General features: G+C 66.0%; 24 protein-coding genes. 7 read left to right on the top strand and 17 right to left on the bottom strand.

Going from position 1 to position 25,361, the window contains the following annotated elements; genetic code table 11:
- Positions 1-50: 50 nt before the first annotated feature.
- Positions 51-1,082, bottom strand: coding sequence for an aldo/keto reductase (locus tag FOA17_RS05650; protein ID WP_149140479.1), 1,032 nt, complete (start codon positions 1,080-1,082; stop codon positions 51-53).
- 143 nt (positions 1,083-1,225) lie between these two features.
- Here FOA17_RS05650 and FOA17_RS05645 point away from each other — a divergent pair, with 143 nt between their 5' ends.
- The 3 genes from FOA17_RS05645 (at position 1,226) to pth (ending at position 4,314) form a co-directional block, all read left to right on the top strand.
- Positions 1,226-1,807 (top strand): YceI family protein, encoded by a 582-nt coding sequence (locus tag FOA17_RS05645; protein ID WP_162528174.1) that lies wholly within the window; start codon positions 1,226-1,228, stop codon positions 1,805-1,807.
- A 71-nt stretch (positions 1,808-1,878) separates the two neighbouring features.
- Positions 1,879-3,597, top strand: coding sequence for a methionine--tRNA ligase (gene metG / locus FOA17_RS05640; protein WP_149140477.1), 1,719 nt, complete (start codon positions 1,879-1,881; stop codon positions 3,595-3,597).
- A 36-nt stretch (positions 3,598-3,633) separates the two neighbouring features.
- Positions 3,634-4,314 carry an aminoacyl-tRNA hydrolase gene (gene pth / locus FOA17_RS05635; protein ID WP_149140476.1) on the top strand — a complete coding sequence of 227 codons (681 nt, stop codon included), beginning with the start codon at positions 3,634-3,636 and terminating at the stop codon, positions 4,312-4,314.
- A 50-nt stretch (positions 4,315-4,364) separates the two neighbouring features.
- On the opposite strand, the gene scpA is transcribed toward pth, so the two are convergent.
- From scpA to FOA17_RS05595, 9 genes are all read right to left on the bottom strand, one after another.
- Positions 4,365-6,494 carry a methylmalonyl-CoA mutase gene (gene scpA / locus FOA17_RS05630; RefSeq protein ID WP_149140475.1) on the bottom strand — a complete coding sequence of 710 codons (2,130 nt, stop codon included), beginning with the start codon at positions 6,492-6,494 and terminating at the stop codon, positions 4,365-4,367.
- 99 nt (positions 6,495-6,593) lie between these two features.
- Positions 6,594-7,817 carry a Y-family DNA polymerase gene (locus FOA17_RS05625; RefSeq protein ID WP_149140474.1) on the bottom strand — a complete coding sequence of 408 codons (1,224 nt, stop codon included), beginning with the start codon at positions 7,815-7,817 and terminating at the stop codon, positions 6,594-6,596.
- A gap of 98 nt (positions 7,818-7,915) precedes the next feature.
- A complete protein-coding gene (locus tag FOA17_RS05620; RefSeq protein WP_149140473.1) occupies positions 7,916-9,919 on the bottom strand; it encodes an acetyl-CoA carboxylase biotin carboxylase subunit in 2,004 nt (667 codons plus the stop codon).
- A gap of 126 nt (positions 9,920-10,045) precedes the next feature.
- Positions 10,046-10,315: a hypothetical protein gene (locus FOA17_RS05615; protein WP_149140472.1), complete on the bottom strand. Its 270-nt coding sequence runs from the start codon at positions 10,313-10,315 to the stop codon at positions 10,046-10,048.
- A gap of 334 nt (positions 10,316-10,649) precedes the next feature.
- Positions 10,650-11,048, bottom strand: coding sequence for a hypothetical protein (locus FOA17_RS05610; protein ID WP_149140471.1), 399 nt, complete (start codon positions 11,046-11,048; stop codon positions 10,650-10,652).
- A gap of 66 nt (positions 11,049-11,114) precedes the next feature.
- A complete protein-coding gene (locus FOA17_RS19870; RefSeq protein WP_203232268.1) occupies positions 11,115-11,258 on the bottom strand; it encodes a hypothetical protein in 144 nt (47 codons plus the stop codon).
- A gap of 208 nt (positions 11,259-11,466) precedes the next feature.
- Positions 11,467-11,865: a DUF6497 family protein gene (locus tag FOA17_RS05605; RefSeq protein ID WP_149140470.1), complete on the bottom strand. Its 399-nt coding sequence runs from the start codon at positions 11,863-11,865 to the stop codon at positions 11,467-11,469.
- A complete protein-coding gene (locus FOA17_RS05600; protein ID WP_149140469.1) occupies positions 11,862-12,623 on the bottom strand; it encodes a class I SAM-dependent methyltransferase in 762 nt (253 codons plus the stop codon). The genes FOA17_RS05605 and FOA17_RS05600 overlap by 4 nt, the downstream gene beginning before the upstream one ends.
- Before the next feature lie 28 nt (positions 12,624-12,651).
- Complete coding sequence (locus tag FOA17_RS05595; RefSeq protein WP_149140468.1) at positions 12,652-14,184, bottom strand: acyl-CoA carboxylase subunit beta; 1,533 nt, start codon at positions 14,182-14,184, stop codon at positions 12,652-12,654.
- A 169-nt stretch (positions 14,185-14,353) separates the two neighbouring features.
- On the opposite strand from FOA17_RS05595, the gene FOA17_RS05590 reads away from it, so the two are divergent.
- The 3 genes from FOA17_RS05590 (at position 14,354) to FOA17_RS05580 (ending at position 17,460) form a co-directional block, all read left to right on the top strand.
- A complete protein-coding gene (locus FOA17_RS05590) occupies positions 14,354-14,704 on the top strand; it encodes a DMT family protein (protein ID WP_149140467.1) in 351 nt (116 codons plus the stop codon).
- Between the two features lie 48 nt (positions 14,705-14,752).
- Positions 14,753-15,973, top strand: a complete 1,221-nt coding sequence (locus FOA17_RS05585) for a multidrug effflux MFS transporter (RefSeq protein WP_149140466.1) — start codon at positions 14,753-14,755, stop codon at positions 15,971-15,973.
- A gap of 89 nt (positions 15,974-16,062) precedes the next feature.
- The gene (locus tag FOA17_RS05580; protein WP_149140465.1) at positions 16,063-17,460 is read left to right on the top strand and encodes a helix-turn-helix domain-containing protein; all 1,398 of its coding nucleotides are present in this window, start codon (positions 16,063-16,065) and stop codon (positions 17,458-17,460) included.
- A 55-nt stretch (positions 17,461-17,515) separates the two neighbouring features.
- Here the strand turns inward: FOA17_RS05580 and FOA17_RS05575 are convergent, their stop codons facing one another.
- From FOA17_RS05575 to FOA17_RS05550, 6 genes are all read right to left on the bottom strand, one after another.
- Positions 17,516-17,752, bottom strand: coding sequence for an HP1242/YdcH family protein (locus FOA17_RS05575; protein ID WP_149140464.1), 237 nt, complete (start codon positions 17,750-17,752; stop codon positions 17,516-17,518).
- A gap of 198 nt (positions 17,753-17,950) precedes the next feature.
- Complete coding sequence (locus FOA17_RS05570; RefSeq protein ID WP_149140463.1) at positions 17,951-18,403, bottom strand: Hsp20 family protein; 453 nt, start codon at positions 18,401-18,403, stop codon at positions 17,951-17,953.
- 132 nt (positions 18,404-18,535) lie between these two features.
- Positions 18,536-19,366: a trypsin-like serine peptidase gene (locus FOA17_RS05565; protein ID WP_162528173.1), complete on the bottom strand. Its 831-nt coding sequence runs from the start codon at positions 19,364-19,366 to the stop codon at positions 18,536-18,538.
- A gap of 49 nt (positions 19,367-19,415) precedes the next feature.
- Complete coding sequence (gene glcF, locus FOA17_RS05560) at positions 19,416-20,711, bottom strand: glycolate oxidase subunit GlcF (protein WP_149140462.1); 1,296 nt, start codon at positions 20,709-20,711, stop codon at positions 19,416-19,418.
- 1 nt (position 20,712) lies between these two features.
- Positions 20,713-21,777: an FAD-binding protein gene (locus tag FOA17_RS05555; protein WP_149140461.1), complete on the bottom strand. Its 1,065-nt coding sequence runs from the start codon at positions 21,775-21,777 to the stop codon at positions 20,713-20,715.
- A 78-nt stretch (positions 21,778-21,855) separates the two neighbouring features.
- Positions 21,856-23,289, bottom strand: coding sequence for an FAD-linked oxidase C-terminal domain-containing protein (locus tag FOA17_RS05550; RefSeq protein WP_149140460.1), 1,434 nt, complete (start codon positions 23,287-23,289; stop codon positions 21,856-21,858).
- An 82-nt stretch (positions 23,290-23,371) separates the two neighbouring features.
- On the opposite strand from FOA17_RS05550, the gene FOA17_RS05545 reads away from it, so the two are divergent.
- A complete protein-coding gene (locus FOA17_RS05545; protein ID WP_149140459.1) occupies positions 23,372-24,079 on the top strand; it encodes a DUF599 domain-containing protein in 708 nt (235 codons plus the stop codon).
- On the opposite strand, the gene FOA17_RS05540 is transcribed toward FOA17_RS05545, so the two are convergent.
- Positions 24,076-25,320, bottom strand: a complete 1,245-nt coding sequence (locus tag FOA17_RS05540) for a flavin monoamine oxidase family protein (RefSeq protein ID WP_149140458.1) — start codon at positions 25,318-25,320, stop codon at positions 24,076-24,078. The two genes, FOA17_RS05545 and FOA17_RS05540, sit on opposite strands and share 4 nt — an antisense overlap.
- Positions 25,321-25,361: the final 41 nt, after the last annotated feature.

Genomic DNA, 25,361 nt, shown 5'->3' with positions numbered 1-25,361 from the left:
CCCTCACCCGATTGCAGACAGATGGCCGAAGGACGGCCGCTTTGGCAAGGTCAGAACGGCGCCGGATGGTCGCGCCAGACCGCCCGCAGCGCCGCCTGCACCTCATCGCCCAGCACGAGCCCGGCCGCCGCGATATTGCTCGCCAGTTGCGGCAGCGTGGTGGCGCCGATGATAGGCAGGCAGGGCCAGGGTCGGCTGCGGGTGAAGGCCAGCGCCATCTGGCAGGGGTCCAGCCCATGTTCCCGCGCCACGCCCAGATAGGCCGACACCGCCGGAAACACCTGCGGCGTCACCCGCCCGCCCAGCGTGGGGTTCACGCTGCGCCGGGTATGATCGGGGATCACATCGCCCGCATATTTGCCCGACAAAAGCCCGGTGGCCAGCGGCGACCAGGCCAGCAGCGGCATGTCCTCCATCGCCGAAAGCTCGGCCCAATCGGTGTCGAACTGCCGGCACAGCAGCGAATATTCGTTCTGGATCGTCGCCATGCGCGGCAGGTTCAGATCATCGGCCAGCCGCAGCCATTGCGCCGCCCCCCAGTCCGTTTCATTCGACAGGCCAAGCGCGCGGATCTTGCCCGCCGCCCGCGCGGTTTCGGCGGCATTCAGCACCTCGGCCATGTTGTCCAGCACCGCCTGCCGGTCGGTCTTTGGCACATAGGACCAGTTTTCGCGAAAATGATAGCTGTCGCGATTCGGCCAATGCAGTTGGTAAAGGTCGATGTAATCGGTCTGCAACCGCCGGAGCGAGGCATCGAGCGCAGCGGTGAAACTGGCCCCGGTGATGCCGCCCGGCCGCACCTCGCCATCGCCGGCGATCTTGCTGGCCAGCACGACGCGATCCCGCCCGCCCTGCGCGGCAAACCAGGCACCGATGATTTCCTCGGTGCGGCCCGCCGTCTCGACCCGCACCGGATTGACGGGGTAAAGCTCGGCCGTGTCCCAGAAATTCACGCCGTGATCCAGCGCCAGCGCGATCTGGTCATGGGCCTCGGCCTCGGTGTTCTGGGTACCCCAGGTCATCGTGCCCAGGCAGAATTCGGAAACGGTCAGGCCGGATCGGCCCAGGGGGATCTGCTTCATGTTCTGCTCCTGTTGCGGACCAGCCTAACCGCCTTGGCGGACGGCGCAAGCCGCCGCGCGGGTCAGACCAAAGTCCCCACCCGAAAGTGATGGGCGCGCGGACGATCCAGCGCTATTCTGGGCGCGCATCCCGGGGGTTTGCCATGCCGCGCCTGCCATCCCTTGCAAGCTGGATCGTCGCGCTGGCGCTGCTGCCCGGTCTGGCCCCGGCCGGCCCCCGACAATATGACCTGCTGGCCGAGACATCTTCGGTGCGGTTCCAGACCAGCCTGAATGGCGCGCCGCTGCGGGGCAGTTTCGCGATCCGCGCCGCGCATGTGGTGCTGGACATGGCGCATCTGCCCGGCAGTTCGGTCGAGGTGACGCTGGATGTCGCGGGCGCCCGCACCGGCCTGCCCTTCGCGACCGAGGCGATGCGCGGCGCCGAAGTGCTGGATGTGCGCCATTTCCCCGAGGCGCGCTTTCGGTCCACCGCGATCCGGGCGGCGCGCGGCGGGGCGCGCATCTCGGGCCTGCTGACGCTGCGCGGCGTGACGCGGCCGCTGGATCTGCGCGCCGAAATCCTGCGCCAGCATGGCCAGCCCGAGGGCGACCTGTCGCGCCTTGTCGTGCATCTGACCGGCACGCTGAGCCGCGCCGCCTTTGGTGCGACCGGCTTTCGCGACATGGTGGGCGATGCGGTCGCGCTTGACATCACGGTGCGCATCGCGGCCCATGGCGGCTGAGGCGCGGAACCCCCTTTCCCCTTGGCCCCTGCGGCGTTAAACAGCCCCCTGCACGGCAAAGGGACAGGCGCATGGCTCGGATTCTCATTACCTCGGCGATCCCCTATATCAACGGGATCAAGCATCTCGGGAATCTCGTCGGCAGCCAGTTGCCCGCCGATCTGTTCGCCCGCTACATGCGCGCGCGCGGGCATGAGGTGATGTTCATCTGCGCCACCGACGAACACGGTACCCCGGCCGAGCTGGCCGCCGCCAAGGCCGGCAAGCCGGTCGCGGAATACTGCGCCGAGATGCACACCGTTCAGGCCGATCTGGCCAAGGGCTTCCGCCTGTCCTTCGATCATTTCGGCCGGTCCTCCAGCCAGCGGAACCACAAGCTGACCCAGGCCTTTGCCGGCCGGCTGGCCGAGAACGGGCTGATCCGCGAAGTATCAGAAAAGATGATCTTTTCCATCGACGACAACCGTTTCCTGCCCGACCGCTATATCGAGGGCACCTGCCCCAATTGCGGCTATGACAGCGCGCGGGGCGATCAATGCGACAACTGCACCAAGCAGTTGGACCCGACCGACCTCATCAACCCGCATTCGACCATTTCCGGCTCTACCAATCTTGAGGTGCGGGAAACCAAGCACCTTTACCTGATGCAGCGCGCGCTGCGCGACAAGCTGGAGGCCTGGATCGACAGCAAGACCGACTGGCCGGTGCTGACCACCTCCATCGCGAAGAAATGGCTGAATGACGGCGACGGTTTGCAGGATCGGGGCATCACGCGCGATCTGCATTGGGGCATTCCGGTGATGAAGGGCGACCAGCCCTGGCCGGGGATGGAGGGCAAGGTCTTCTACGTCTGGTTCGACGCGCCCATCGAATATATCGCCGGCACGGCCGAATGGGCCGATGCCAATGGCAAGCAGGACGCCGATTGGGAACGCTGGTGGCGCACCGACAAGGGCGCCGCGGACGTGACCTATTATCAGTTCATGGGCAAGGACAACGTGCCCTTCCACACCCTGTCCTTCCCCGCCACGATCCTGGGGTCGGGAGAGCCGTGGAAGCTGGTCGATTACCTCAAGTCCTTCAATTACCTGAATTATGATGGCGGCCAATTCTCCACCTCGCGCGGGCGCGGGGTGTTCATGGATCAGGCGCTGTCGATCCTGCCTTCGGATTACTGGCGCTGGTGGCTCTTGTCTCACGCCCCCGAAAGCGCCGATAGCGAATTCACCTGGGAAAACTTCCAGGCGTCCGTGAACAAGGATCTGGCCGATGTTCTGGGCAATTTCGTCAGCCGCGTCACCAAATTCGCCAAGTCGAAACTGGGGGAAACCGTGCCTTCGGGCGGCGAGTTCGGCCCCGAGGAAACCGCGCTGATCGCCGATCTGGGCGCGCGCATCCGCGACTACGAACGCCATATGGACGCGATCGAGGTGCGCAAGGCCGCCGCCGAATTGCGGGCGATCTGGGTGATCGGCAACGAATATCTGCAAGCGGCCGCCCCGTGGAGCGCGATCAAGACCGATCCGGCCCGGGCCGAGGCGATGATCCGCCTGAGCCTGAACCTGATCCGCATCTATGCGATCCTGTCGCGGCCCTTCATCCCCGATGCGGCGCAGGCGATGATGGAGGCCATGGGCTCGGATGACTGGAGCTGGCCCGCCGACGTGCCGGCGGCCCTGCGTGCCCTGCCGCCGGGACACGCCTTTACCGTGCCGGAAAACCTGTTCCGCAAGATCACCGACGAGGAACGCGCCGACTGGCAGCAGCGTTTCGCCGGCAAGCGCGATTGATGGCGGCGCGGGTTGGCCTCTGACGGGAGGGGTGCGATGAAACTCTGGGTCGGTCTGGGCAATCCGGGCGCGAAATATGCCGGCAACCGGCACAATATCGGCTTCATGGCGCTGGACCGTATCGCCGCCGATCACGGCTTTTCCGGCTGGAAGCGCGGTTTTCAGGGGCTGGTCGCCGAAGGGCGGTTCGGGTCCGACCGCGTGCTGCTTCTGAAACCCGAAACCTTCATGAACCTCTCCGGCCAATCGGTCGGCGAGGCGATGCGCTTTCACAAGCTGACGCCCGGTGATGTGACGGTGTTTCATGACGAGCTGGACCTGGCGCCGGGCAAGATCCGCGCCAAGACCGGCGGCGGCCATGCCGGGCATAACGGGTTGCGCTCCATCCATGCCCATATCGGCGAGGCCTATCACCGCATCCGCCTGGGCATCGGCCATCCCGGCCACAAGGACGCGGTGGCGGGCTATGTGCTGCATGATTTCGCCAAGGCCGATCAGGACTGGCTGGATGATCTGATGCGCGGCATCTCTGACGGCGCGGCGGCGCTCGCCTCGGGCGACAGCGCGCGGTTTCTGAACGCGGTGGCGCTGCGGGTGGCGCCGCCCCGCCCCTCGACCGGGCAACAGGCCCCACCCCCGCGCAATGCCACGCCGCAACCCGCGCCGGCCGAAGACACCCGCACCCCCCTGCAAAAACTGGCGGACCGGTTCCGCTAAAGGAAAAGGCGGCGGGTTGCCCCGCCGCCCTGCCCTGCCCCTGCGGCCAATCAGCCCCGCGCGGCGCGGATCAGCTTGAGGATATCGCGGGCGGCATTGGGGATATTGGTCCCCGGCCCAAAGATCGCCTTCACGCCGTTCTTGTAGAGGAAATCGTAATCCTGCTGCGGGATCACCCCGCCGCAGATCACCAGAATATCCTCGGCGCCCTTGTCCTTCAGCGCCTGCACCAGTTTCGGCGCCAGCGTCTTGTGGCCGGCGGCCTGGCTGGAAATGCCGATGACATGCACGTCATTGTCCACCGCATCCTGCGCGGCTTCCTCGGGCGTCTGGAACAGCGGGCCAACATCGACGTCAAAGCCGATATCGGCAAAGGCCGTGGCGATGACCTTGGCGCCGCGGTCATGGCCATCCTGGCCCATCTTGACCACCAGCATACGCGGGCGGCGGCCCTCGGCCTCGGCAAAGGCCTCCACATCCTGCTGGATCTGGGCGAAACCGTCATCGCCCTCATAGGCGGCGCCATAGACCCCGGCGAGGGTTTTCACTTCCGCGCGGTGGCGGCCAAAGACCTTTTCCATGGCGTCCGAAATCTCCCCGACCGAGGCGCGGGCGCGCGAGGCCGCGACCGCCGCTTCCAACAGATTGCCACCCTCGGCGGCGCGACGGCCCAGCTCGGCCAGCGCGGCCTGACAGGCGGCCTCATCGCGGCTGGCGCGCATGGTGTTGAGCCGCGCGATCTGCGCCTCGCGCACCTTGACGTTGTCGATATCCAGAATGTCGATCGGGTCTTCCTTGGCCAGGCGATACTTGTTCACCCCGACGATGACCTCTTCGCCCCGGTCGATCATGGCCTGGCGCCGCGCGGCCGATTCCTCGATCCGCAGCTTGGGCATGCCGCTGGCGACCGCCTTGGTCATGCCGCCCATGGCCTCGACCTCCTCGATCAGCGCCCAGGCCTTTTCGGCCAGTTCCGCCGTCAGGCTTTCGACATAGTAAGACCCCGCCAGCGGATCGACCACCTTGGTCACGCCGGTTTCTTCCTGAAGAATCAATTGGGTGTTGCGCGCGATCCGGGCCGAAAACTCGGTCGGGAGCGCGATCGCCTCGTCCAGCGCATTGGTATGGAGCGATTGCGTGCCGCCAAGCGCCGCCGCCATCGCCTCATAGGCGGTGCGGACCACGTTGTTATAGGGGTCTTGCTCCTGCAAGGACACGCCCGAGGTCTGGCAATGGGTGCGCAGCATCAGGCTGCCGGATTTCTTGGGCGCGAACTCGCTCATGATGCGGTGCCAGAGCAGACGCGCGGCGCGCAGCTTGGCGGCCTCCATGAAGAAATTCATGCCGATGGCAAAGAAGAACGACAGCCGGCCCGCGAAATCATCGACATTCATGCCCCGCGCGATGGCGGCGCGCACATATTCGCGCCCGTCGGCCAGGGTATAGGCCAGCTCCTGCACCAGATTCGCGCCTGCCTCCTGCATGTGATAGCCGGAGATCGAGATCGAGTTGAACTTGGGCATCTCGTTCGAGGTATATTCGATGATGTCGGCGATGATACGCATCGAGGGTTCGGGCGGATAGACATAGGTATTCCGCACCATGAATTCCTTGAGGATATCGTTCTGGATGGTGCCGGACAGCACCGAACGGTCATGGCCCTGTTCCTCGCCGGTGACGATGAAATTCGCCAGGATCGGGATCACCGCGCCGTTCATCGTCATCGAGACCGAAACCTTGTCGAGCGGGATGCCGTCGAACAGGATCTTCATGTCCTCGACGCTGTCGATGGCCACGCCCGCCTTGCCGACATCGCCCACGACGCGCGGGTGATCGCTGTCATAGCCGCGATGCGTGGCCAGGTCGAAGGCGACCGAGACGCCCTGCTGCCCGGCAGCCAATGCCTTGCGGTAAAAGGCATTCGATTCCTCGGCGGTGGAAAAGCCGGCATATTGCCGGATCGTCCAGGGCCGGCCGGCATACATCGTCGCGCGCACGCCGCGGGTGAAGGGGCCGATGCCCGGCAGGCTGCCCATATGCGGCAGGCCGGCGGTATCTTCGGCGGTATAGAGCGGCTTGACCGCGATACCTTCCAGCGTCTGCCAGGTCAGGCTGTCGGGATTGCGGCCCTTGAGTTCTTTCTCGGCAAGCTTGCGCCAGGTTTCAATCGGGTCAGTCATGGCTCTCGTCCTTGGCTTCTGCCGGATGGGCACCGGCACAGGGAGTTGCGGCGCGCGCGAACGCACCGATGCAAAGCGGCCGCTGGTCGGGACCAGAGCCTATTCCAGAAAATCCTCGGCGGTCGGGATGCGCCCGAAGGCAATCTTGGCGCCGGTATAGGGCACATGATGCGGCGGCAACTGGCCATAGCGCACGGTATCCTGCCCGAAGCGCTGGTTCAGACGATCTACCACCGCGCAAAGCGCGCGCCGATCCTGCGCCGGGGCAAACAGATCCGCCGAAACCTCGGCATCCGGCACCAGCCCGCCCAGCGTGACCGAAACCGAGAGCGGCCGGTGCGGCGGCAGCGCCATCCAGTAGCGGCCCAGCACCTCCAGCAGGAAAAAGGTATCCTGCGTGGCGCGGATATCGCCGCCATGGCCGATATAGCCCGCCTCGGCGCATTTCACGCTCAGATGCAGGCTGCGGGCATGGAAACCCTCGCGCCGCAGCCGCGCCGCAGCCTTCACCAGCAGACGCCGCGCCACCAGACGCGCGCCCTCGGGCGTCTTGTTGCCGGCGGTCAGCACCTGGCCATGGCCGATCATGCCACGATGGGTTTCCGGCCAGATCACGGTTTCGCCCCGCAATTCGCGCAGGAACCGCTCGCCCGCCACACTGCCCCAGATCGCCCGCGCGCGCTTGGGGTCCAGATGGTAAAGCATGGGCACATCCGTGACGCCCGCCGCCTCCAGCCGCGCCTTCATCCGCCAGGACACGCCCGGCAGATCGTCCAGCGCCAGATGGGCCAGCCGGTCGGGCAGCACATGCGGCAACAACCAGTGCAGCCCGCCCGGCTTTTCCAGCCCGGCCGCCAGCTTGGCCAGCAACCGCGTCGGCGCCAGCCCGACCGAGCAGCGCAAGGCCGGGCTGACCCGGTCCAGCACCGCCTGTTGCAGATCGCGCCCGATCTGCATGGCCCGCGACAGTTCCTGCTGCGAGCCGGTCAACAGGCACGAACATTCGTCGATCGACCAGACCCGATGGATGGGCAGCACCGTTTCCACGGCTTGCAGGATGGCATGGTGATAGCGCACGCAGACATCGTGCTTCACCGCACGAAAGACGATGCCCGGGCAAAGCCTGCGCGCCTCGTCCTGCCTTGTGCCCATGCCGACGCCCCGGCGCTTGGCGTCGATGCTGGCCGCGATACAGGCCGCGCCCGGCGCATCCGTCGTCAGCACCCCCACCGCACGCCCCATCAGCGCCGGTTCCTCGGCCTGCGCGACCGAGGCGTAAAAGCTGTTCATGTCGAAGAACAGGGTGGAAACGCGCAGCGTCATGGCAAGACGACTCGGACAGGAATTGCGCCCCCATCATAGAACAAAATGGGAACTCAATTCCAGCCCGAAGCCGGTATGCCGTGACGCTGCGCGCCACCTTATTCGAACTCCATGATCACATCATCGACCTTGAGGCTGGCCCCGGCGCTGGCGTTGATCTTCTTCACCACGGCGCGCTTTTCGGCCTTGAGGATGTTTTCCATCTTCATCGCCTCGACCGTGGCGAGCGCCTGGCCCTCCTGCACCTCCTGGCCTTCCTCGACGCTGATCTTCACCACCAGGCCCGGCATCGGGCAGAGCAGGAAGCGCGAGGTGTCGGGCGGCAGTTTTTCCGGCATCAGCAACGCCAGATCATGCTGGCGCGGGGTGCGGACATGCACCTTGAGATCGGCGCCACGCACCCGGATGCGGAAGCCCATCGGCACCTTGCCGACCTTGAGGACCAAGGGTTCGCCATCGACCGCGATCCGCGCCAGCGGCTGCCCCGGCACCCAGTCGCTTTCGACCCGCATCGCGGCGCCATCGGCGAAGGTGACGGTGGAGCCGGCCTTGTCGGCGGCGATGGTCACCGGGAAGGCGGCGCCTTGCAGGCTGACCACCCAGCTATCGCCGACATGGCGTTCGTGATTGTCCATCGTGCCGGAGATACGGGTGCGCCGGATCTCGGCCACGCGGTTCATCGCGGCGGTCGCGGCGGCGATGCGGCGCAGCATCGTGTCATCCAGCGTCACGCCCCGGAACCCCTCGGGGTATTCCTCGGCGATGAAGGCGGTGGTGATATTGCCGCTGGCAAAGCGCGGGTGATCCATCACGGCCGAGCAGAACGGCAGGTTATGGCCGATCCCCTCCACCTCGAACGTGTCGAGCGCGAGGCGCATTTCCTCGATCGCCGCTTCGCGGGTCGGCCCCCAGGAACAGAGCTTGGCGATCATCGGGTCGTAATACATGCTGATCTCGCCGCCCTCATAGACGCCGGTATCGTTACGCACGATCCCGCCGCGCGGGGTCGCGCCTTCGACCGGCGGGCGGTAGCGGGTCAGCCGCCCGATCGAGGGCAGGAAGTTGCGATAGGGATCCTCGGCGTAAAGCCGGCTTTCCATCGCCCAGCCGTTGATCTTGAGGTCTTCCTGCTGGAAGGGCAGCGGCTCGCCATTGGCCACGCGGATCATCTGTTCGACCAGATCGACGCCGGTGATCAGTTCCGTGACCGGATGTTCCACCTGAAGGCGGGTGTTCATTTCGAGGAAGTAGAAGTTCCGCTCGCCATCGACGATGAATTCCACCGTGCCGGCCGAAGTATAGCCCACGGCCTTGGCCAGCGCGACAGCCTGTTCGCCCATGGCCTTGCGGGTGGCCTCATCAAGGAAGGGCGACGGCGCCTCTTCGATGACCTTCTGGTTCCGCCGCTGGATCGAGCATTCGCGTTCATGCAGATAGACCGCATTGCCGTGCTTGTCGGCCAGAACCTGAATTTCGATGTGCCGCGGTTGGGTCACGAATTTCTCGATGAAGATGCGGTCGTCGCCAAAGCTGTTGGCGGCCTCGTTCTTCGAAGATTCAAAGCCCTCGCGCGCTTCCTGGTCATTCCACGCGATGCGCATGCCCTTGCCGCCGCCGCCGGCGCTGGCCTTGATCATCACCGGATAGCCGATCTGGGCAGAGATCTTCACCGCCTCATCGGCATCGGCGATCAGGCCCATATAGCCGGGAACGGTGTTCACCCCGGCCTCCATCGCGATCTTCTTGGAGGTGATCTTGTCGCCCATGGCCTCGATCGCGGGGCTGGGGGGGCCGACGAAAACCACGCCCTCTTTCTCCAGCGCGGCGGCGAAGTTCATGTTTTCCGACAGGAAACCATAGCCCGGATGCACCGCCTCGGCCCCGGTCTGGCGGATCGCCTCCATGATCTTGTCGATCACGATATAAGACTGGTTGGCGGGGGGCGGCCCGATATGCACGGCCTCATCGGCCATCTTCACATGCAGCGCGTTGCGGTCGGCATCCGAATAGACGGCGACCGTCTTGATGCCCATCAGCTTGGCGGTCTTGATCACGCGGCAGGCGATCTCGCCCCGGTTGGCGATCAGGATTTTCTTGAACATCCGGTTTCCTTCCCTCAACGGCATGCGGGCCTGCATGCGCGGCTCAAATACGAAGGGCCAGCCGGGGGGATACCCCGACTGGCCCTGGTGACAGGTTGCAGCGCCGCCTTGCGGGCGGGCGTCAGATCAACGGCAGGGCGGCAGGCCCGGAACGCCGCAAGTGGCGCCACCGGCCAGCGCGCCAAGCGCGGCCCCGGCGACCATGTTTTCATCAGTCGCGTCGGCGATGGCGGCGCCGACAACGGCCCCGGCCAGCGCACGGCCGCCCTGGGTTTGCAGCGGGTTGGCAGGCGCAGGCTGATAGCCATAGCCGCCATTGTAGCCGCCGCCCGATTGCACGCAGCCGGCAGTTGCCAGCGCGAGTGCCGCGAAAAGAGTAAGGGAAGAAAGACGCATGCTCGGCCTCCGTTCAGGATTGTTCTGTGGGCCAAGTGTAGCGCATGGATCGGCGGCGAAAAGCCGTGTTCGGTGGCGGGCACGCAATCGTGCGCGGAGCCTTGCCGATCCGGGGAAAGGCGTCCGGTCCGCGCGGGACCGGACGAAGGGTCAAGGGAAGGGTCACAGGACGGGTTCACGACAAACCCCGCCCTGCGGATGGCGGACACAAGGGGACGCACCGCCTCGGACAGAAGATGGGCACGCAACCCGGCCACGGCAAAGGGAATTTCCGCCGCAAGCCATGCTTGCGCGAAAAGCCGCCCGAAGACCCCTGGGTTGCGCGGAAACATGCTCAGTCTTCCTCCTCGTCGTCCCAGTCGTCGAAGGCCGGTTCTTCGGCGTCTTCGGCAAAGACTTCGGGGAAAGAGGCCTGTGCGCGCTTGGCGTCGATGCGCAGCAGCGCGTCGTAAGAGCTGGGGTCGAACGGGTCTTCGGCGGCGACCACCTCGCGCCCGAACAGCCAGGACAGCCGCCCGGCATCCAGATTGCCGCGTTCAAAGGGTTCTTCGCCGAAATAGGCCCAGAGTGCGGCCATGAAGGCGCTGTCGGCAGCACGGTCGAGGTTCTTGCGATCCTTGAAGCGTTCACGCCGGATCAGTTTCGTCGCACCTTCCTTCACATTGGCGCGGCGGATGGTGAACTGGTAATCGGTGCCGGTCATCCGGCCGGGAAAGCCACGATGCTTCAGCATGCCGCGCCCTCCTGTCCGAAGGGGCGGGGATGGGCGGGCCGCGCCTGCGCGGCCCGCGCCGGAAGATTACTTGTATTTGCCGGTGAACACGGGCTCGTTCGAGACGGCCGGTTCATCCACATAGACGACTTCGTCCTGCTTGGCACCGCCGCAAGCGGCGAGGAAAGCCAGCGTGCAGACAGCCAGCGTGATACGGATACTGTTCGACATCCTCTGCTCCACTTTTCTTGGAGGGTCGGGGCCGGGATGCGGCCGCGCCCCCGTTTCGGGATCCGAAGCGTTTGCTTGCGCTTCGCCCCGAGAATACCGCCAAACCCGACCGATTGACACGGCGAAAGCGGCGCGCCGGCCGGCTGTGTCCGGCCTGCATCAGAATGGCCAGCACTGGAAGAACGGCCCACAACATATTGCGTTTTCATCAGAACATCTCCCAGATGCAGGTGCCGTTTTCGATGCGATAGGCCTCGAAATACTGGGTGACATCGGGGGCCGCCTCGCCAAAGGGCAAGGGCTGCGCCGCAAGCGAGATGATGACCTGCCGGGGCGCCGGACCGAATTCCGCGATGCGCGGCAGGGCATAGCTCTCGCACAGCGCCATCATGTCCTCCGAGGCGACCTCAAAGGCGATGTCGCCGCCCATGCGCGCGATGCGCGGCGCCACGAAGCGAAAACGCAGCGCAAGGCCCGCGGGGCCGGCCTCGCTCCAGATCACGTCCTGCAAGGTCACGTCCTGTCCCGACGGCACGGTAATCGCCTCGTTGCCGCCGACCAGCACGACCAGCCCGTCTTCGGGTGTGCGGAAGGGTTCGCCGGTCATGCCCTCGCCCCCTTGCGCAACAAGACGCGCCGCGCCTTGGGCGGGGCGGGAAGGTCGGTCAGGCTGCCCAGCCGGGCCAGCTTTGCCGCCTGCTCAACCGCCGTCGCCTCGCGCAAGTCAAGGATCGCGGCACCATCGGGGGCCAGCGCCTGTTCCAGGAAAGGCAGGTAAAGATCGACCGGATAGTGAAAGCCGCAAGACAGGAAGCTGACCGCCAGATCGACCGGCCCCGCCGTTTCGGGCGCGGTGTCGCGGGGGTTGAGCGTGGCGACCCGATCCGCCGGAATACCGTTATCTTCCAGCAGCTTGCGCGCAACGGCCAGGCTGGAATAGGCGGCGCCCTCCTTGGCGAAACCAAAGTGGCGCCGCTCATTCGATTCAAGGTCGATCAGCAGCAGTTCGCAGCCCAGCTCCTGCCCGAGGAACAGGTCGAACAGCGCATAGCCACAGCCGATATCGGCCACCCGCCGCGGCGCCAGGTCGCGCAAGACCGGCTCCAGCGCGCGATATTCCGCACGGATCACCCCGGCGGCACGCTGCGCGATGGTCTGGCCCATATCGTCGATCACGGCATTGATCGGCGCCTCGTCGCCCTCGTTCCAGGCCTTGATGATGCGGCCCGATTTCGGACGATCGAACATGACCTCCGACCTTTGCAGGATCAGGTTCATCAGGTCGCCGCGTGACAGGGCCGCAAAGTCCAGCGCCGCGATGACGCTGTCCCTGGCCTCTGCCCCGATGTCGATCTCCAGCCGCATGGACTACCCCCTTGTTTGCGGTAACGCGTTACAGGGGGATGTTATCGTGCTTCTTCCAGGGGTTTGCCAGCTTCTTGCCGCGCAGCGACGCAAAGGCCCGGGCGACCCGCCGGCGGGTCGAACGCGGCTGGATCACCTCGTCGATGAAGCCCCGTTCGGCCGCGACAAAGGGATTGGCGAAGCGATCTTCGTAATCCTTGGTGCGGGCGGCGATCTTGTCCTTGTCGCCCAGTTCCGAGCGATAGAGGATCTCTGTCGCGCCCTTGGCGCCCATCACCGCGATTTCCGCCGTGGGCCAGGCATAGTTGAAATCGCCGCGCAGGTGTTTCGACGCCATCACGTCATAGGCACCACCATAGGCCTTGCGGGTGATGACCGTGACCTTCGGCACCGTCGCCTCGCCATAGGCAAACAGCAGTTTCGCCCCGTGCTTGATGACGCCGCCATATTCCTGGCTGGTGCCGGGCAGGAAGCCGGGCACATCGACCAAGGTCAGGATCGGGATCTCGAACGCATCGCAAAAGCGCACGAAACGCGCGGCCTTGCGGCTGGAATCGATATCGAGACAGCCCGCCAGCACCATCGGCTGATTGGCGACGACACCCACGGTCTGCCCTTCGATGCGGACAAAGCCGGTGATGATATTCGCCGCGTAATCCTTTTGAATCTCGTAGAAATCGCCCTCATCGGCGATCTTCGCGATCAGTTCCTTCATGTCATAGGGCTGGTTCGGGTTGTCGGGGATCAGCGTATCGAGGCTGTCCTCCACCCGGGCCGGATCGTCAAAGAAGGGGCGCACCGGCGCCTTGTCGCGGTTGTTGAGCGGCAGGAAATCGACCAGACGCCGCACCTCGGCCAGCGCCTCCACGTCGTTTTCAAAGGCGCCGTCGGCCACGCTCGACTTGCGGGTATGGGTGCTGGCGCCGCCCAGCTCCTCTGCGGTGACCACCTCATTCGTCACCGTCTTCACCACATCGGGGCCGGTCACGAACATGTAAGACGTGTCCTTCACCATAAAGATGAAGTCGGTCATCGCGGGGCTGTAGACCGCGCCGCCGGCGCAGGGGCCCATGATGACGCTGATCTGCGGCACCACGCCCGAGGCCATGATGTTGCGCTGGAACACCTCGGCATAGCCGGCAAGGCTGGCCACGCCCTCCTGGATACGGGCGCCGCCGCTGTCGTTCAGCCCGATCACCGGCGCCCCGTTCTGCATCGCCATGTCCATGATCTTGCAGATCTTTTGCGCATGAGTTTCCGACAGCGAGCCGCCGAAGACGGTGAAATCCTGGCTGAACACATAGACCTGGCGGCCATTGATCGTGCCCCAGCCGGTCACCACGCCGTCACCGGCGGGGCGGTCGGCCTCCATGCCGAAATCGGTGCAGCGATGGCGCACGAACATGTCGAACTCTTCGAAGCTGCCCTCGTCCAGCAGAAGCTCGATCCGTTCGCGGGCGGTCAGCTTGCCCTTGGCATGCTGGGCCTCGACGCGGCGCTGGCCACCGCCGGCGCGGGCGACGGCGCGGCGGGTCTCAAGCTCTTGCAGGATGTCTTTCATGGCGGTCCTCCCGGGGAATCGTGCGCACAATATTCTTGCGCGGCCGCCCTGCAAAACGAAATTCCGAAAATTTGCAAATTATTGGCAGATCGCAAGTTGCAAATTGCAAACTTACGCCCCCTTGCCAAGTTCCGCGCCCCGCGCCATGCCAGCGGGAAAGGAGACCGCCATGCCCGCCCTGCCCGTTCCTGTCGTCACTATCGGCTTACTGCTCGCCTCCAACATCTTCATGACATTCGCCTGGTATGGCCACTTGAAGTTCAAGGGCGCGCCACTGATCGCGGTCATCTTCATCTCCTGGGGCATCGCGCTGTTCGAATACATGCTGATGGTGCCCGCGAACCGGATCGGCCATAGCCATTTCTCTGCCGCCGAATTGAAGACCATTCAGGAGGTCATCACGCTCTGCGTCTTCGGGGTGTTTTCGGTGTTCTTCCTGAAGGAACCGTTAACCTGGAACCATCTGGTCGGATTTTCCTTCATCGCGCTTGGCGCCTTTTTCATTTTTCACAAGTGGTAGTCGCGGACGGGATGGACAGGGCGCCCCCCACGGCCTAGCCCTGTCCCCATGTCCGATCTTCCACAGTCCCGCCTTCTGGACCCGACCACCCCGCCCACCGTGCTGACGCTGACCCTGCTGGCCGGGGTTTCGGCGCTGTCGATGAACATCTTTCTGCCCTCGCTGCCCTCGATGGCGGCCTGGTATGGCGTGCCCTATGCCACGATGCAGCTTTCGGTCGCGCTCTACCTTGCGCTGTCGGCGGGGCTTCAGGTGCTGATCGGCCCGATCTCCGACCGGTACGGGCGGCGCAAGGTGGTGCTGGGGTCGCTTTTGCTGTTTCTGATCGCGACTGTCGCGGTGCTGCTGGCCCCGACGGCGGAGACCTTTCTGATCGCCCGCATGGCACAAGCCGTCATCGCCGCCGGCATGGTGCTCAGCCGCGCCATCGTGCGCGACATGGTGTCGGATGCCCGCGCGGCCTCGATGATCGGCTATGTCACCATGGGCATGAGCCTGGTTCCGATGATCGGCCCGGTCATCGGCGGCGTGCTGGACGAGGCCCTGGGCTGGCAGGCCAGTTTCGGCTTCCTGCTGCTGGCGGGGCTGGCGGTGACCTGGCTGTGCTGGCGCGACCTGGGCGAGACCTCGCGCCCCTCGGGCCTTGGGCTGGGGGAACAGATCGCGCAATATCCGCGGCTGCTGACATCGCAGCGCTTCTGGGGCTATTGCCTGGCGGCGGCGCTGTCCTCGGGCTGCTTCTTCGCCTATCTCGGCGGCGCGCCCTATGTCGGGACCGAGGTCTTCGGCCTCGGCTCCACCCAGATCGGGCTGCTGTTCGCGCTGACCGCCGTGGGCTATGCGGGCGGCAATTTCTTTGCCGGGCGCTATTCGGTGCGGATCGGCATGAACCGGATGGTGCTGATCGGCACGCTGATCACCACGCTGGCCTGTTCGGGGCTGCTGGCCGTGTCGCTGGCCGGGGCGATGGGGCCCTTCCTGTTCTTCGGGCTGACGCTGGTCATGGGGGCCGGCAATGGCGTCTGCCTGCCCAATGCCAATGCGGGCATCCTCTCCGTGCGCCCCGATCTGTCGGGCACCGCCTCGGGGCTGGGCGGGGCGATCAATATCGGCGGCGGCGCGGCATTGGCAGCCCTGGCCGGCATCCTGCTGCCCCCCGGCGCCACCGAACGCCCGCTGGTCGCGCTGATGCTGGCGACCTCGGTCGGCTCGGTGCTGGCGATCCTGTGGGTGATCCGGCGCGCGCGGGCCCTGGGCCTGCCGGGCTGATCCCGTTTACGCGGCCTTAACCCTGTTGCGGCAGCTTGACAGGCAAGATTTGCAAAGGCGACATGCTCTTTAGCAAAGGGAGGGGCAGTATGACCACGCAAAAGCTCTATGCCGGGGTGAAGCTGCGCGAATTGCGCGGGCGGCTGGGGGTGACGCAAAAGGCCTTTGCCGACAAGCTGGGCGTGTCGCTGCCCTATCTCAACCAGATGGAAAACAACCACCGCCCGGTCTCGGCTGCGGTGGTGCTGTCGCTGGTGCAGGAATTCGGCTTTGACGTGACCGAACTGACCACAGGCGATGCCGAACGCATCGTGTCGGACATGCGCGAGGCCCTCGCCGATCCGGTATTCCAGAGCGGCAGCCCGCCTTTGGCCGATCTGCGGCTGGCCGCTTCCAACGCGCCGGCGCTGGCGCGGGCCTTTCTCGACCTGCACCGCGCCTATCGCCAAACCCATGAACGCCTGGCCTCGCTGGATGAGGCCCTGGGCCGCGAAGACGCCGCCCTCCGCCCGAGCCCGTGGGAGGAGGTGCGCGATTTCTTTCACTATTGCGACAATTATCTTGATGCGATCGACCGCGCCGCGGAACATTACGCAATGCCCGCAGGCACCCGAAAAGACCCGCTTTTCATCGCAACAGATACCCTGTCAAAGGCCGGTATCGACTTGCAGTTTTCCGACACCGGACAATTGCGCCACTTTGACCCCGCCACGCGGCGCCTTGCGGTGTCGGGCCGTGCCTCGGGGCCAACCCAGCGGTTCCAGTTGCTCTATCAGGTCGCCCTCGCCACACAGGATGACCTGCTGGAGGCGACGCTCGATCTCGCCCGTTTCGCCACGCCCGAGGCCCGCGACATCGCCAAGATCGGGCTGGCCAACTATTTCGCCGGCGCGGCCCTGCTGCCCTATCGCGCGTTTCAGCAGGCGGCACTGGACGAAAGACACGATCTGGAACGGCTGGCCGACCTGTTCGGCGCCAGTATCGAACAGGTGGCGCATCGCCTCTCCACCCTGCAACGGCCGGGGGCCAAGGGCATCCCCTTCTTCTTCGTGCGCGTCGATCAGGCCGGCACCATCACCAAACGCCACTCCGCCACGCGGCTGCAATTCGCCCGCTTCGGCGGGGCCTGCCCGCTCTGGAATGTGCATCGCGCCTTTGAAACCCCGGGGCAATTCCTGCGCCAGCTGGCCGAAACCCCCGACGGGGTGCGCTATCTCTGCCTCGCGCGCGACGTGACCAAACCCGGGGGCAGCTTCAATGCGCCGGTGCGCCGCTATGCGATCGGGCTGGGCTGCGAGGTGCAGCATGCCGATGCGCTGGTCTATGCCGACGGGCTGGACCTGCGCGGCGCCTTTGAACCGATCGGCATCTCCTGCCGCATCTGCGAACGCCGCGACTGCCACCAACGCTCGGTCCCGCCGCTGGAACGGCGGCTGCGCGTCGATCCCGATCAGCGCGGCATCCTGCCCTATCAGATCGCCGAATGACGCCATGAAAAAGGCCCGGCAGCGCCGGGCCTATTCCTGCGGAAAGGACGCGCGATCAGGCGCTGATGCGCTGCCAGATCTGGTCCTTCAGCGCGCCACGCTTCTTGCGCAGCTCCGCCTCATGCTCATCCGACACTGCCTCGACCCGGGTTTCGGCCCGATGCACGGCGCGGTTGATCTCGTGATATTCCTCGACCAACCGGGCGAAATGCGCGTCCTGTTCCTTCAGCGCGGAAATCCTGAGCGCCTGCGCCGGAAATTCCTCGGCAAGCTCATGCGGGGTGTTCGACATGCGTGTCTCCTTCGTCGTTTCGGTAAAACCCTAGCCCACCCCCGACGCCCCCACCTTGACGCGGATCAAATGGCGCAGATTCCGCACATCTTCTCGCCGCTGTCCTTCATCTGTTCAAAAATATCCTGCGGGGAGGTCCGGAGGGGTGCAAAACCCCTCCGGCGCCCGCCAAAGGGCCGCGCGTTCGGCCCTTTGCGATCAGTTCACCTTCGCATCCACCAGATCGGCGGCGCGGGCGATCTCGATCCGGCGGGGCTTCAGCGCCTCGGGCGTCTCGCGCACCAGGTCGATATGCAGCATGCCATGTTCATGGCTGGCACCAGAGACGCGCACATGATCGGCCAGGGCAAAGCGGCGCTCAAAGGCGCGGGTGGCGATGCCGCGATGCAGGAAATTGCGCTCAGCCTCGTCGGGGGCCTTGCGCGCGGTGACGAACAGCGCCCCGTCGCGCACCTCGACATTCAGTTCCTCGGGCGTGAAGCCCGCGACCGCGATCGAGATGCGATAGGCATTCTCGTCGGTCTTTTCGATATTGTAGGGCGGATAGGTCGGCTGGGCGACATCGGCGGCCAGAACGCGATCCATCAGATCGGCGATACGGTCAAAGCCCACAGTGGCACGATAGAGCGGGGCCAGGTCGAAATTACGCATGGTCATCCTCATTGAGCGATGCAATCAGGCCCCCCGCATCCGGGCGGGCCTTCGGGTTGAAGCCGGGCCCGTCATGGCGCCCGGCTCCCCTCATCTGTGCAATGGGGATCGTGGTTTCAAGGGGGAGGGCGTTCAGCCGCCGGGGCGCAGGAATTTGGCCCCGCCGCCGCCCGCCGTGCCTGCCCCCGCCGCCCCACCGCGCAACACACTGGCGCCGCTGGCGCGCAAGGGCCCCTCCTCGCGCAAGAGCGCCGCGCGCAGCACCGCCAGCGGCGCCTCCAGCGCGGTGCCAAGCGCCACCTTGCGCCCGTCCATCTCGGCCTTGGCCGACACGACCGAGACCACCCGCGCCACGCCGCCCTCCAGCGAAAAGATCGGCGCGCCGGAGGATCCGAAATCCACGTCGCAGCTCAGCATCAGCATGTCCGACCGCCGCGCCAGCACCTCGCAGACCTCTTGCAGCGACGGCGCCTCGGCGCGGTCGCGGGCATAGGACACGACGCCGACCTGCGCGCCGCGCCGCGGCTCCGGCGCGGTATCATAGGGCCGAACCGAGGGAAGCCGGATCGGCTGATCCAGATGCAACAGCGCCACGTCAAAAGGCACCCGCGCCTCCAGATCGCCGCCGCTATAGACATAGTCGGGATGCGCGACCGCGCGTTTCACCCGGCGATAGGCCACCGCCCGACCATTGCGCCAGCCGGCCAGAAACTCGATCGTCGTCGGGTCGATGCGGGCGCCGGTTTCCTTGTCGAACAGGCAATGCCCCGCCGTCAGCACCTGATCCGGCGCGATCAGAGCCCCGGTGCAAAAGCCGCGCGTGCCCAGATTGAGCCGCCCGACCGCCTCCCATCCTCGCCCCATATCGCTGGATTCCAGGCTCTTGAGCCGTGCATCCTGCGCCCCGGCCGGCAGGCCAAGGCTCAGGCAGATGGTCAGGATCAAACCGAAAACGCGCATCATCCGCCCGTATTACCCCGTTGATCCGGCAGGATTGTGGCAAATCGCGCGTTCAGGCAAGCCCCGCCGCGACCAGCGCGCGCGGCGCCGGCCCGCCTGTGGCCCAATCCAGCAATTCGACGGTATGGACGACGGGCAGCCCGGTGCCCGATCCGATCTGCATCATGCAGCCGATATTGCCCGCGGCAATCACCTGCGGCGTCTTCGCCTCCAGCGTTGCCACCTTGCGGCGTTTCAGCTCCGACGAGATCTCGGGTTGCAGCAGGTTGTAGGTGCCGGCCGAGCCGCAGCACAGATGCGGGTCGGCCGGCTCCACCACCTCGAACCCCGCCTGTTTCAGCAGATCCTTCGGCGCGGTCTTGACCTGCTGACCATGTTGCAGCGAACAGGCGGCATGATAGGCCACGCGCAGCCGGCGCCGACCCTCGGGCAGACCCAGTTTCACGAGCAGTTCTGAAATATCCATCGCCAGGCCCGACACTTCCGCTGCCGCGTCTGCCTGCGGATCGTTGCGGAACATATGGCCGTAATCCTTGACCGTGGTGCCGCAGCCCGAGGTGTTGATCACGATCGCATCCAGCCCGCCCTCGGCCTTCACCCCCATCCAGGCACCGATATTGGCCGCCGCCTGGGCATGGCTTTCGCCCTCGCGCCCCATGTGATGCGTCAGCGCCCCGCAGCAGCCCATGCCCTTGGCCACCACCACCTCGCAGCCGATGCGGCGCAGCAGCCGGATCGTGGCATCGTTGATATCGGTGTTCAGCGCCTTTTGCGCGCATCCCGTCAACAGCGCCACCCGCGCCCGCCTCGGCCCGGTCGGGGCAAAGACCTGCGGGTCGTCATTGCGGCTGACCGGCGGCACCTCCTTCGGTGCCATGGCGATCATCGCGCGCAACCGCGCATCGGGGATCAGCCGCGCAAAGGGCCGCGCCATCTTGGCCCCCAGCAACGACAGGCGAAACAGCGTCGGATGCGGGATCACTTTCGCCAGAACCCATCGCAAGGCCCGGTCATGCCAGGGCCGGCGATAGGTCTTTTCGACATAGGCCCGCGCCTGGTCGATCAGATGCATGTAATGCACCCCCGACGGGCAGGTGGACATGCAGGCCAGACAAGACAGGCAGCGGTCGATGTGCTTGACCGTCCTTTCATCCGCCGGGCGGCCGCTCTCCAGCATTTCCTTGATCAGGTAGATACGGCCGCGCGGGCTGTCCAGCTCGTCGCCCAGCACCTGATAGGTCGGGCACGTCGCGGTGCAAAAGCCGCAATGCACACAGCTGCGCAGGATCTGGTTGGCCCGCGCCAGGCCGGGATCCTGCAATTGCTCGGGGGTGAAGAAGGTCTGCATGTCAGGCTCCCGCCGGGTCGGAGAACAGGCCGCGCGGATCGAACTGCGCGCGCAAGCCCGCGGTCAACCGGGCGATTTCAGGGGATTCGGGCACCGCGTCGGGGCGGCTCAGACAGGTCGCATGACCCCGAAACGCCCCGGCCCGCGCCCGCAGATCGACGCCCGGCGCCATGCGCAGCCACACGAGCCCGCCACCCCAGTCATAGACCGCCGCCTCGGCGCCCAGCCGCGCCACCACAGCCGCCGCCTCCGAAGGCACCAGATGCAGCCGCCACAGATCGCCCGGCACCTCGGCCAGCGGCGTCACATCGCGGATCGCGCTCCAGGGCGAGGCCACCTCCGCCGCCGAGCCGAACCCCGCCAGCAGATCGCGCAGCCGCCCGGCGCGATAGCGCACCGAGCCCTCGAACCCCTCGACCCGCAGATAGGTGCCGCGCCCCAGCAGATGCGCCGCCCCCGTCACCTCCCAGGGCGAACCCAGCGCCGCCGACATCGCCGCCACCGCGCGCGCATCGTCAAGCCCGGGCAGGCACAGCGTCGCCTCTGCCTCGGGGCGCGGCAGCACCTTCAGCGCGACCTCGGTCAGCACGCCCAACTGCCCGCGGCTGCCCGCCATCAGCTTGACCAGATCATAGCCGGTGACATTCTTCATCACCCGCCCGCCATTGCGGATCACCGTGCCCCGGCCATCGACCATCCGCAGGCCCAGACAGAAATCGCGCGCCGCCCCCACGGCCACCCGCCGCGGCCCGGCCGCATTTTCGGCCACCACGCCGCCCAGGGTCGAAACGCCCGCCCGCCCCAGCACCGCCCGCAGATCCGGCACCTCGAAGGGCAAGCGCTGCCCCTCGGCCGCCAGCGCCGCGTCGATCTCGGCCAGCGGCGTCCCCGCCCCCGCCACCAGCGTCAGCGCGCCCGGTTCATAAAGCCGGATACCGGCAAGCCCTGCCGTCTCCAGCACGGCGCCTTCGCGCGCCGCTCCGCGCGTGCCGCCGCCTCGCACCCGCAAGGGCCCGGACGCGGCCCGGATCGCCTCACTCAATTCCGCTTCATCACCTGGGCGCATGTCATTCATCTGTTCAAAAATATCCTCGGGGGGAATCCTGCGCAGCAGGATGGGGGGCAGACAGCCCCCCGCGCGGTCTCAGCCGGCACGCCGGCTGGCGGTCACATGCAGCGGAAACACCTTGGCGGGGTTAAGCAGCCATTGCGGATCGAACACATCCTTGACCCGCAACTGCGCCTCCAGATCGGCGGGGCCATATTGCACCTCCATCAGGTCGCGCTTTTCGATCCCCACCCCATGCTCGCCGGTCAGACAGCCGCCCGCCTCGACGCAAAGCCGCAGGATATCGGCGCCAAGCGCCTCGCATTTCTCCTGCTCGCCCGGGGTATTGGCGTTGTAAAGGATCAGCGGATGCATGTTGCCATCGCCCGCATGGAACACATTGGCGACATCCAGCCCGTAATCCCGGCTCAATTCACCGATCCGACGCAAGACCATCGGCAGGCTGGAAACCGGGATCGTGCCATCCAGACACATGTAATCGTTGATCTGCCCCATGGCGCCAAAGGCGGATTTGCGGCCCAGCCAGATGCGCTTGGCCTGATCGGCATCCGCCGCCTCGCGCAGTTCCACCGGGTTGTGACGCCGCGCGATATCGGTGATCAGGCCAAGCTGGTGGCGGATCTCGGCCTCGGCCCCCTCCACCTCGACGATCAGCAGCGCCTCGCAATCGGGATAGCCCGCCTTGGCAAAGGCTTCGCAGGCCTTGATGCAGGGCCCGTCCATGAACTCGATCGCCACCGGCAAGACACCGGCCTTGATGATGTCCGACACGCAGGCCCCCGCCACTTCCGAGGAGTCAAAGCCGATCAGCACCGGCAATGCGCCTTCGGGCTTGGGCAGGATGCGCAGCGTGGCCTCGGTCACCACGCCCAACTGCCCTTCGGATCCGCAGACCAGCCCCAGCAGATCAAGCCCCGCCGCGTCCGACCAGGGTCCGCCGATCTCCAGCACCGTGCCATCCATCAAGACCATGGTCACGCCCAGCAGGTTGTTGGTCGTCACCCCGTATTTCAGGCAATGCGCCCCGCCGGAATTCATCGCGATATTGCCGGCGATGGCACAGGCAAGCTGGCTCGACGGATCGGGGGCGTAGAAAAAGCCCTCTTCCTCCACCGCGCCGGTCACGCTCAGATTGGTGCGGCCCGCCTCGACGCGGATATAGCGGTCGGGATAGCTCACCTCCAGCACCGCATTCATGCGGGCAATGCCCAGGATCACGCTGTCGGCCGTGGGCAGCGCCCCCCCGGCCAGCGAGGTGCCGGCGCCGCGCGGCACCACCGGCACGCCTTCGGCATGGCAGACCTTCAGCGCCGCCGCCACCTCGGCGGTGTTGCGCGGCAGGATCGCGGCCAGCGGCGGACAGCGATAGGCGGAAAGCGCATCGCATTCATAGGCGCGCAGTTCCACCCCGTCCTCGATCACGGCGTCGGCGGGCAGAACCCTGCGCAACTCGGCCACGATACGCGCCTTGCGATCCAGGATCGCGGCATTCGGAATCGGCATGTCCATCGGCGCCCCCCTGAATATTGGTAAGTTTATATATCCAATTTTTGCATTTGGCAACGCTTTCTGGTCAGGCTATGCCAAGTGGATGGACGCGCTGACACTGCTGCATCAATTCTCGACCGCCGATCTGGCCGCTGCCGGTTACACGCTGGCAGGGTCGGCCCTGCTGGGCTGGGCGATCGAAAAGCCCGACCTGCCGCGCCCTTCGGTCTCGCAGATCCTCGCCCATTACCGGCGCGACTGGATGCGCGAATTCGTCACCCGCCAGCCGCGCATCTTTGACGCCACCATTCTGGACGGCTTGCGCCAGGGGATCACCTTCTACGCCTCCTCCTGCCTGCTGGCGCTTGGCGCCGGGCTGGCGCTGCTCGCCGATACCTCGCCCTTGCAGGGCCTCGCCATGAGCTTTGAGCTGCATTCCGATCCGGCCCTGCTGATCAAGGCAAAGATCCTGTTCGTGCTGGGTTTTGTCGTCAACGCCTTTCTGAAATTCGTCTGGTCGCACCGGCTGTTCGGCTATTGTTCGGTCCTGATGGCCTCGGTGCCGAATGACCCAGACCACCCGCGCGCCCATGACCGCGCCGCCCGCGCGGCCGAGGTCAACATCACGGCCGCGCGCAATTACAATCGCGGCCTGCGCGCGGTCTATTGCGCGCTTGGCGCGCTTGGCTGGCTGGCGGGGCCCTGGGTGATGTTCCTGACCATGACCGCCACCTTTGCCACGCTGATCCGGCGCGAATTCGCCTCGCAAAGCCGCGCCGCCATCGTCGCCCGGCTGAGCGAGGACAGCTAGGCCGCCGCCAGCCGCGCCGCCACATCGCGCGCGACCGCAGCCCCCGAAAGCCGCGCGCCGGCGGCGGTCTGCATCAGCCCCGCCCCGGCCAGCGCCTCGCCCGCGAACCAGATCCGCTCGCCCACCGGATCGCGCAGCGCGGCCCGTGCCGCCGCCTTGCCCGGCCGCGCCGCCGCATAGGCGCCGCGCACCCAGCGTTCACCGCCCCAGCGGGTCATCATGCCCGGGCCGATATGGCGGCGGATATCCGATCCGAACATCTCGACCAGCCGGTCGCCCACGAAATCCAGCCCGGCCTCGACGCCCGCCGCCTCCATCTCCCAGGCGAAATCGCCACCGACAAAGCCGACCATGAGGTCAAGGTTGAAGGGAAAGCACAGGAAGAACAGGTCATGCCGGGCATGGCGTTCCATCAGCAGATCGTCGAACGGCCGAAGCCCCAGCCGCGTGCCGCTGACCGTGATGGGGATCTTGGTCAAAAGCCCCATCGGCAGATCAAAGATCGCCTCCTGATGCCGGTCGGGCAGTGCCGGGGTAAAGGCGATGCCGTCGAATTGCAGCACCCCTGTCGAGACCGTCACGATCACCGCCCGCGCGGATTGGGTGCCGCGATCGGTTTCCACGGCGACGCCCGGCCCATCCCAGCGGATGCCGCGCACCGGGGTTGCCAGATGCACCGGCACATCGGCGCCCCAGCGATGGATCAGCGCACCGAACCCCTCGCGCGTGAAATAATTGGGGTCGAGATCCGCCGCCGCCCGGAAATCCGCGATGGAGATCTCGTCATCATCCGCGCCGAAATCCATCGGCCCGGCAAAGGTCGATGAGGCGCGCAGATAGTGGCAATCGGCCAGCACCGCCGACAGCCGATCCTCGGCGCCCCGATGCGTGGCGATGCAATCGGCCATCGCGACCTCGGCCGCGCGCATCCGCGCCAGATCGTCGTCCGACGCCCGCCGCCCCCCGAAATAGAGGTGATCCAGCGTCATGTCGTGATGATAGAGCGTCCAGCCCGCCGCCTGCGCCTCGGGGAAAAACGGGTTGCGGTCGGCGGCATGAAGCCAGGCACAGCCGATATCGAAGGGCACGCCGAAATCGGTGCTGGTGGTCCAGGCGCGACCGCCGATGCGGTCCATCGCCTCCAGCACGGTAAAGCTGAGCCCCTGTTCGCGCAGTGTCTTGGCGGCGGCCAATCCCGCCGCCCCGGCCCCGACAATGACAACATCAACCGTCCCGGTCATGAACGCCTCCGTCTGAAACACTGCCTGAAACACCCCTCAAG

Source organism: Gemmobacter caeruleus, assembly GCF_008271655.1.
Taxonomy (GTDB): Bacteria; Pseudomonadota; Alphaproteobacteria; order Rhodobacterales; family Rhodobacteraceae; genus Gemmobacter; species Gemmobacter caeruleus.
The sequence above is the reverse complement of the archived record's forward strand: the minus strand, read 5'-3'. Positions and strand labels throughout refer to the sequence as shown.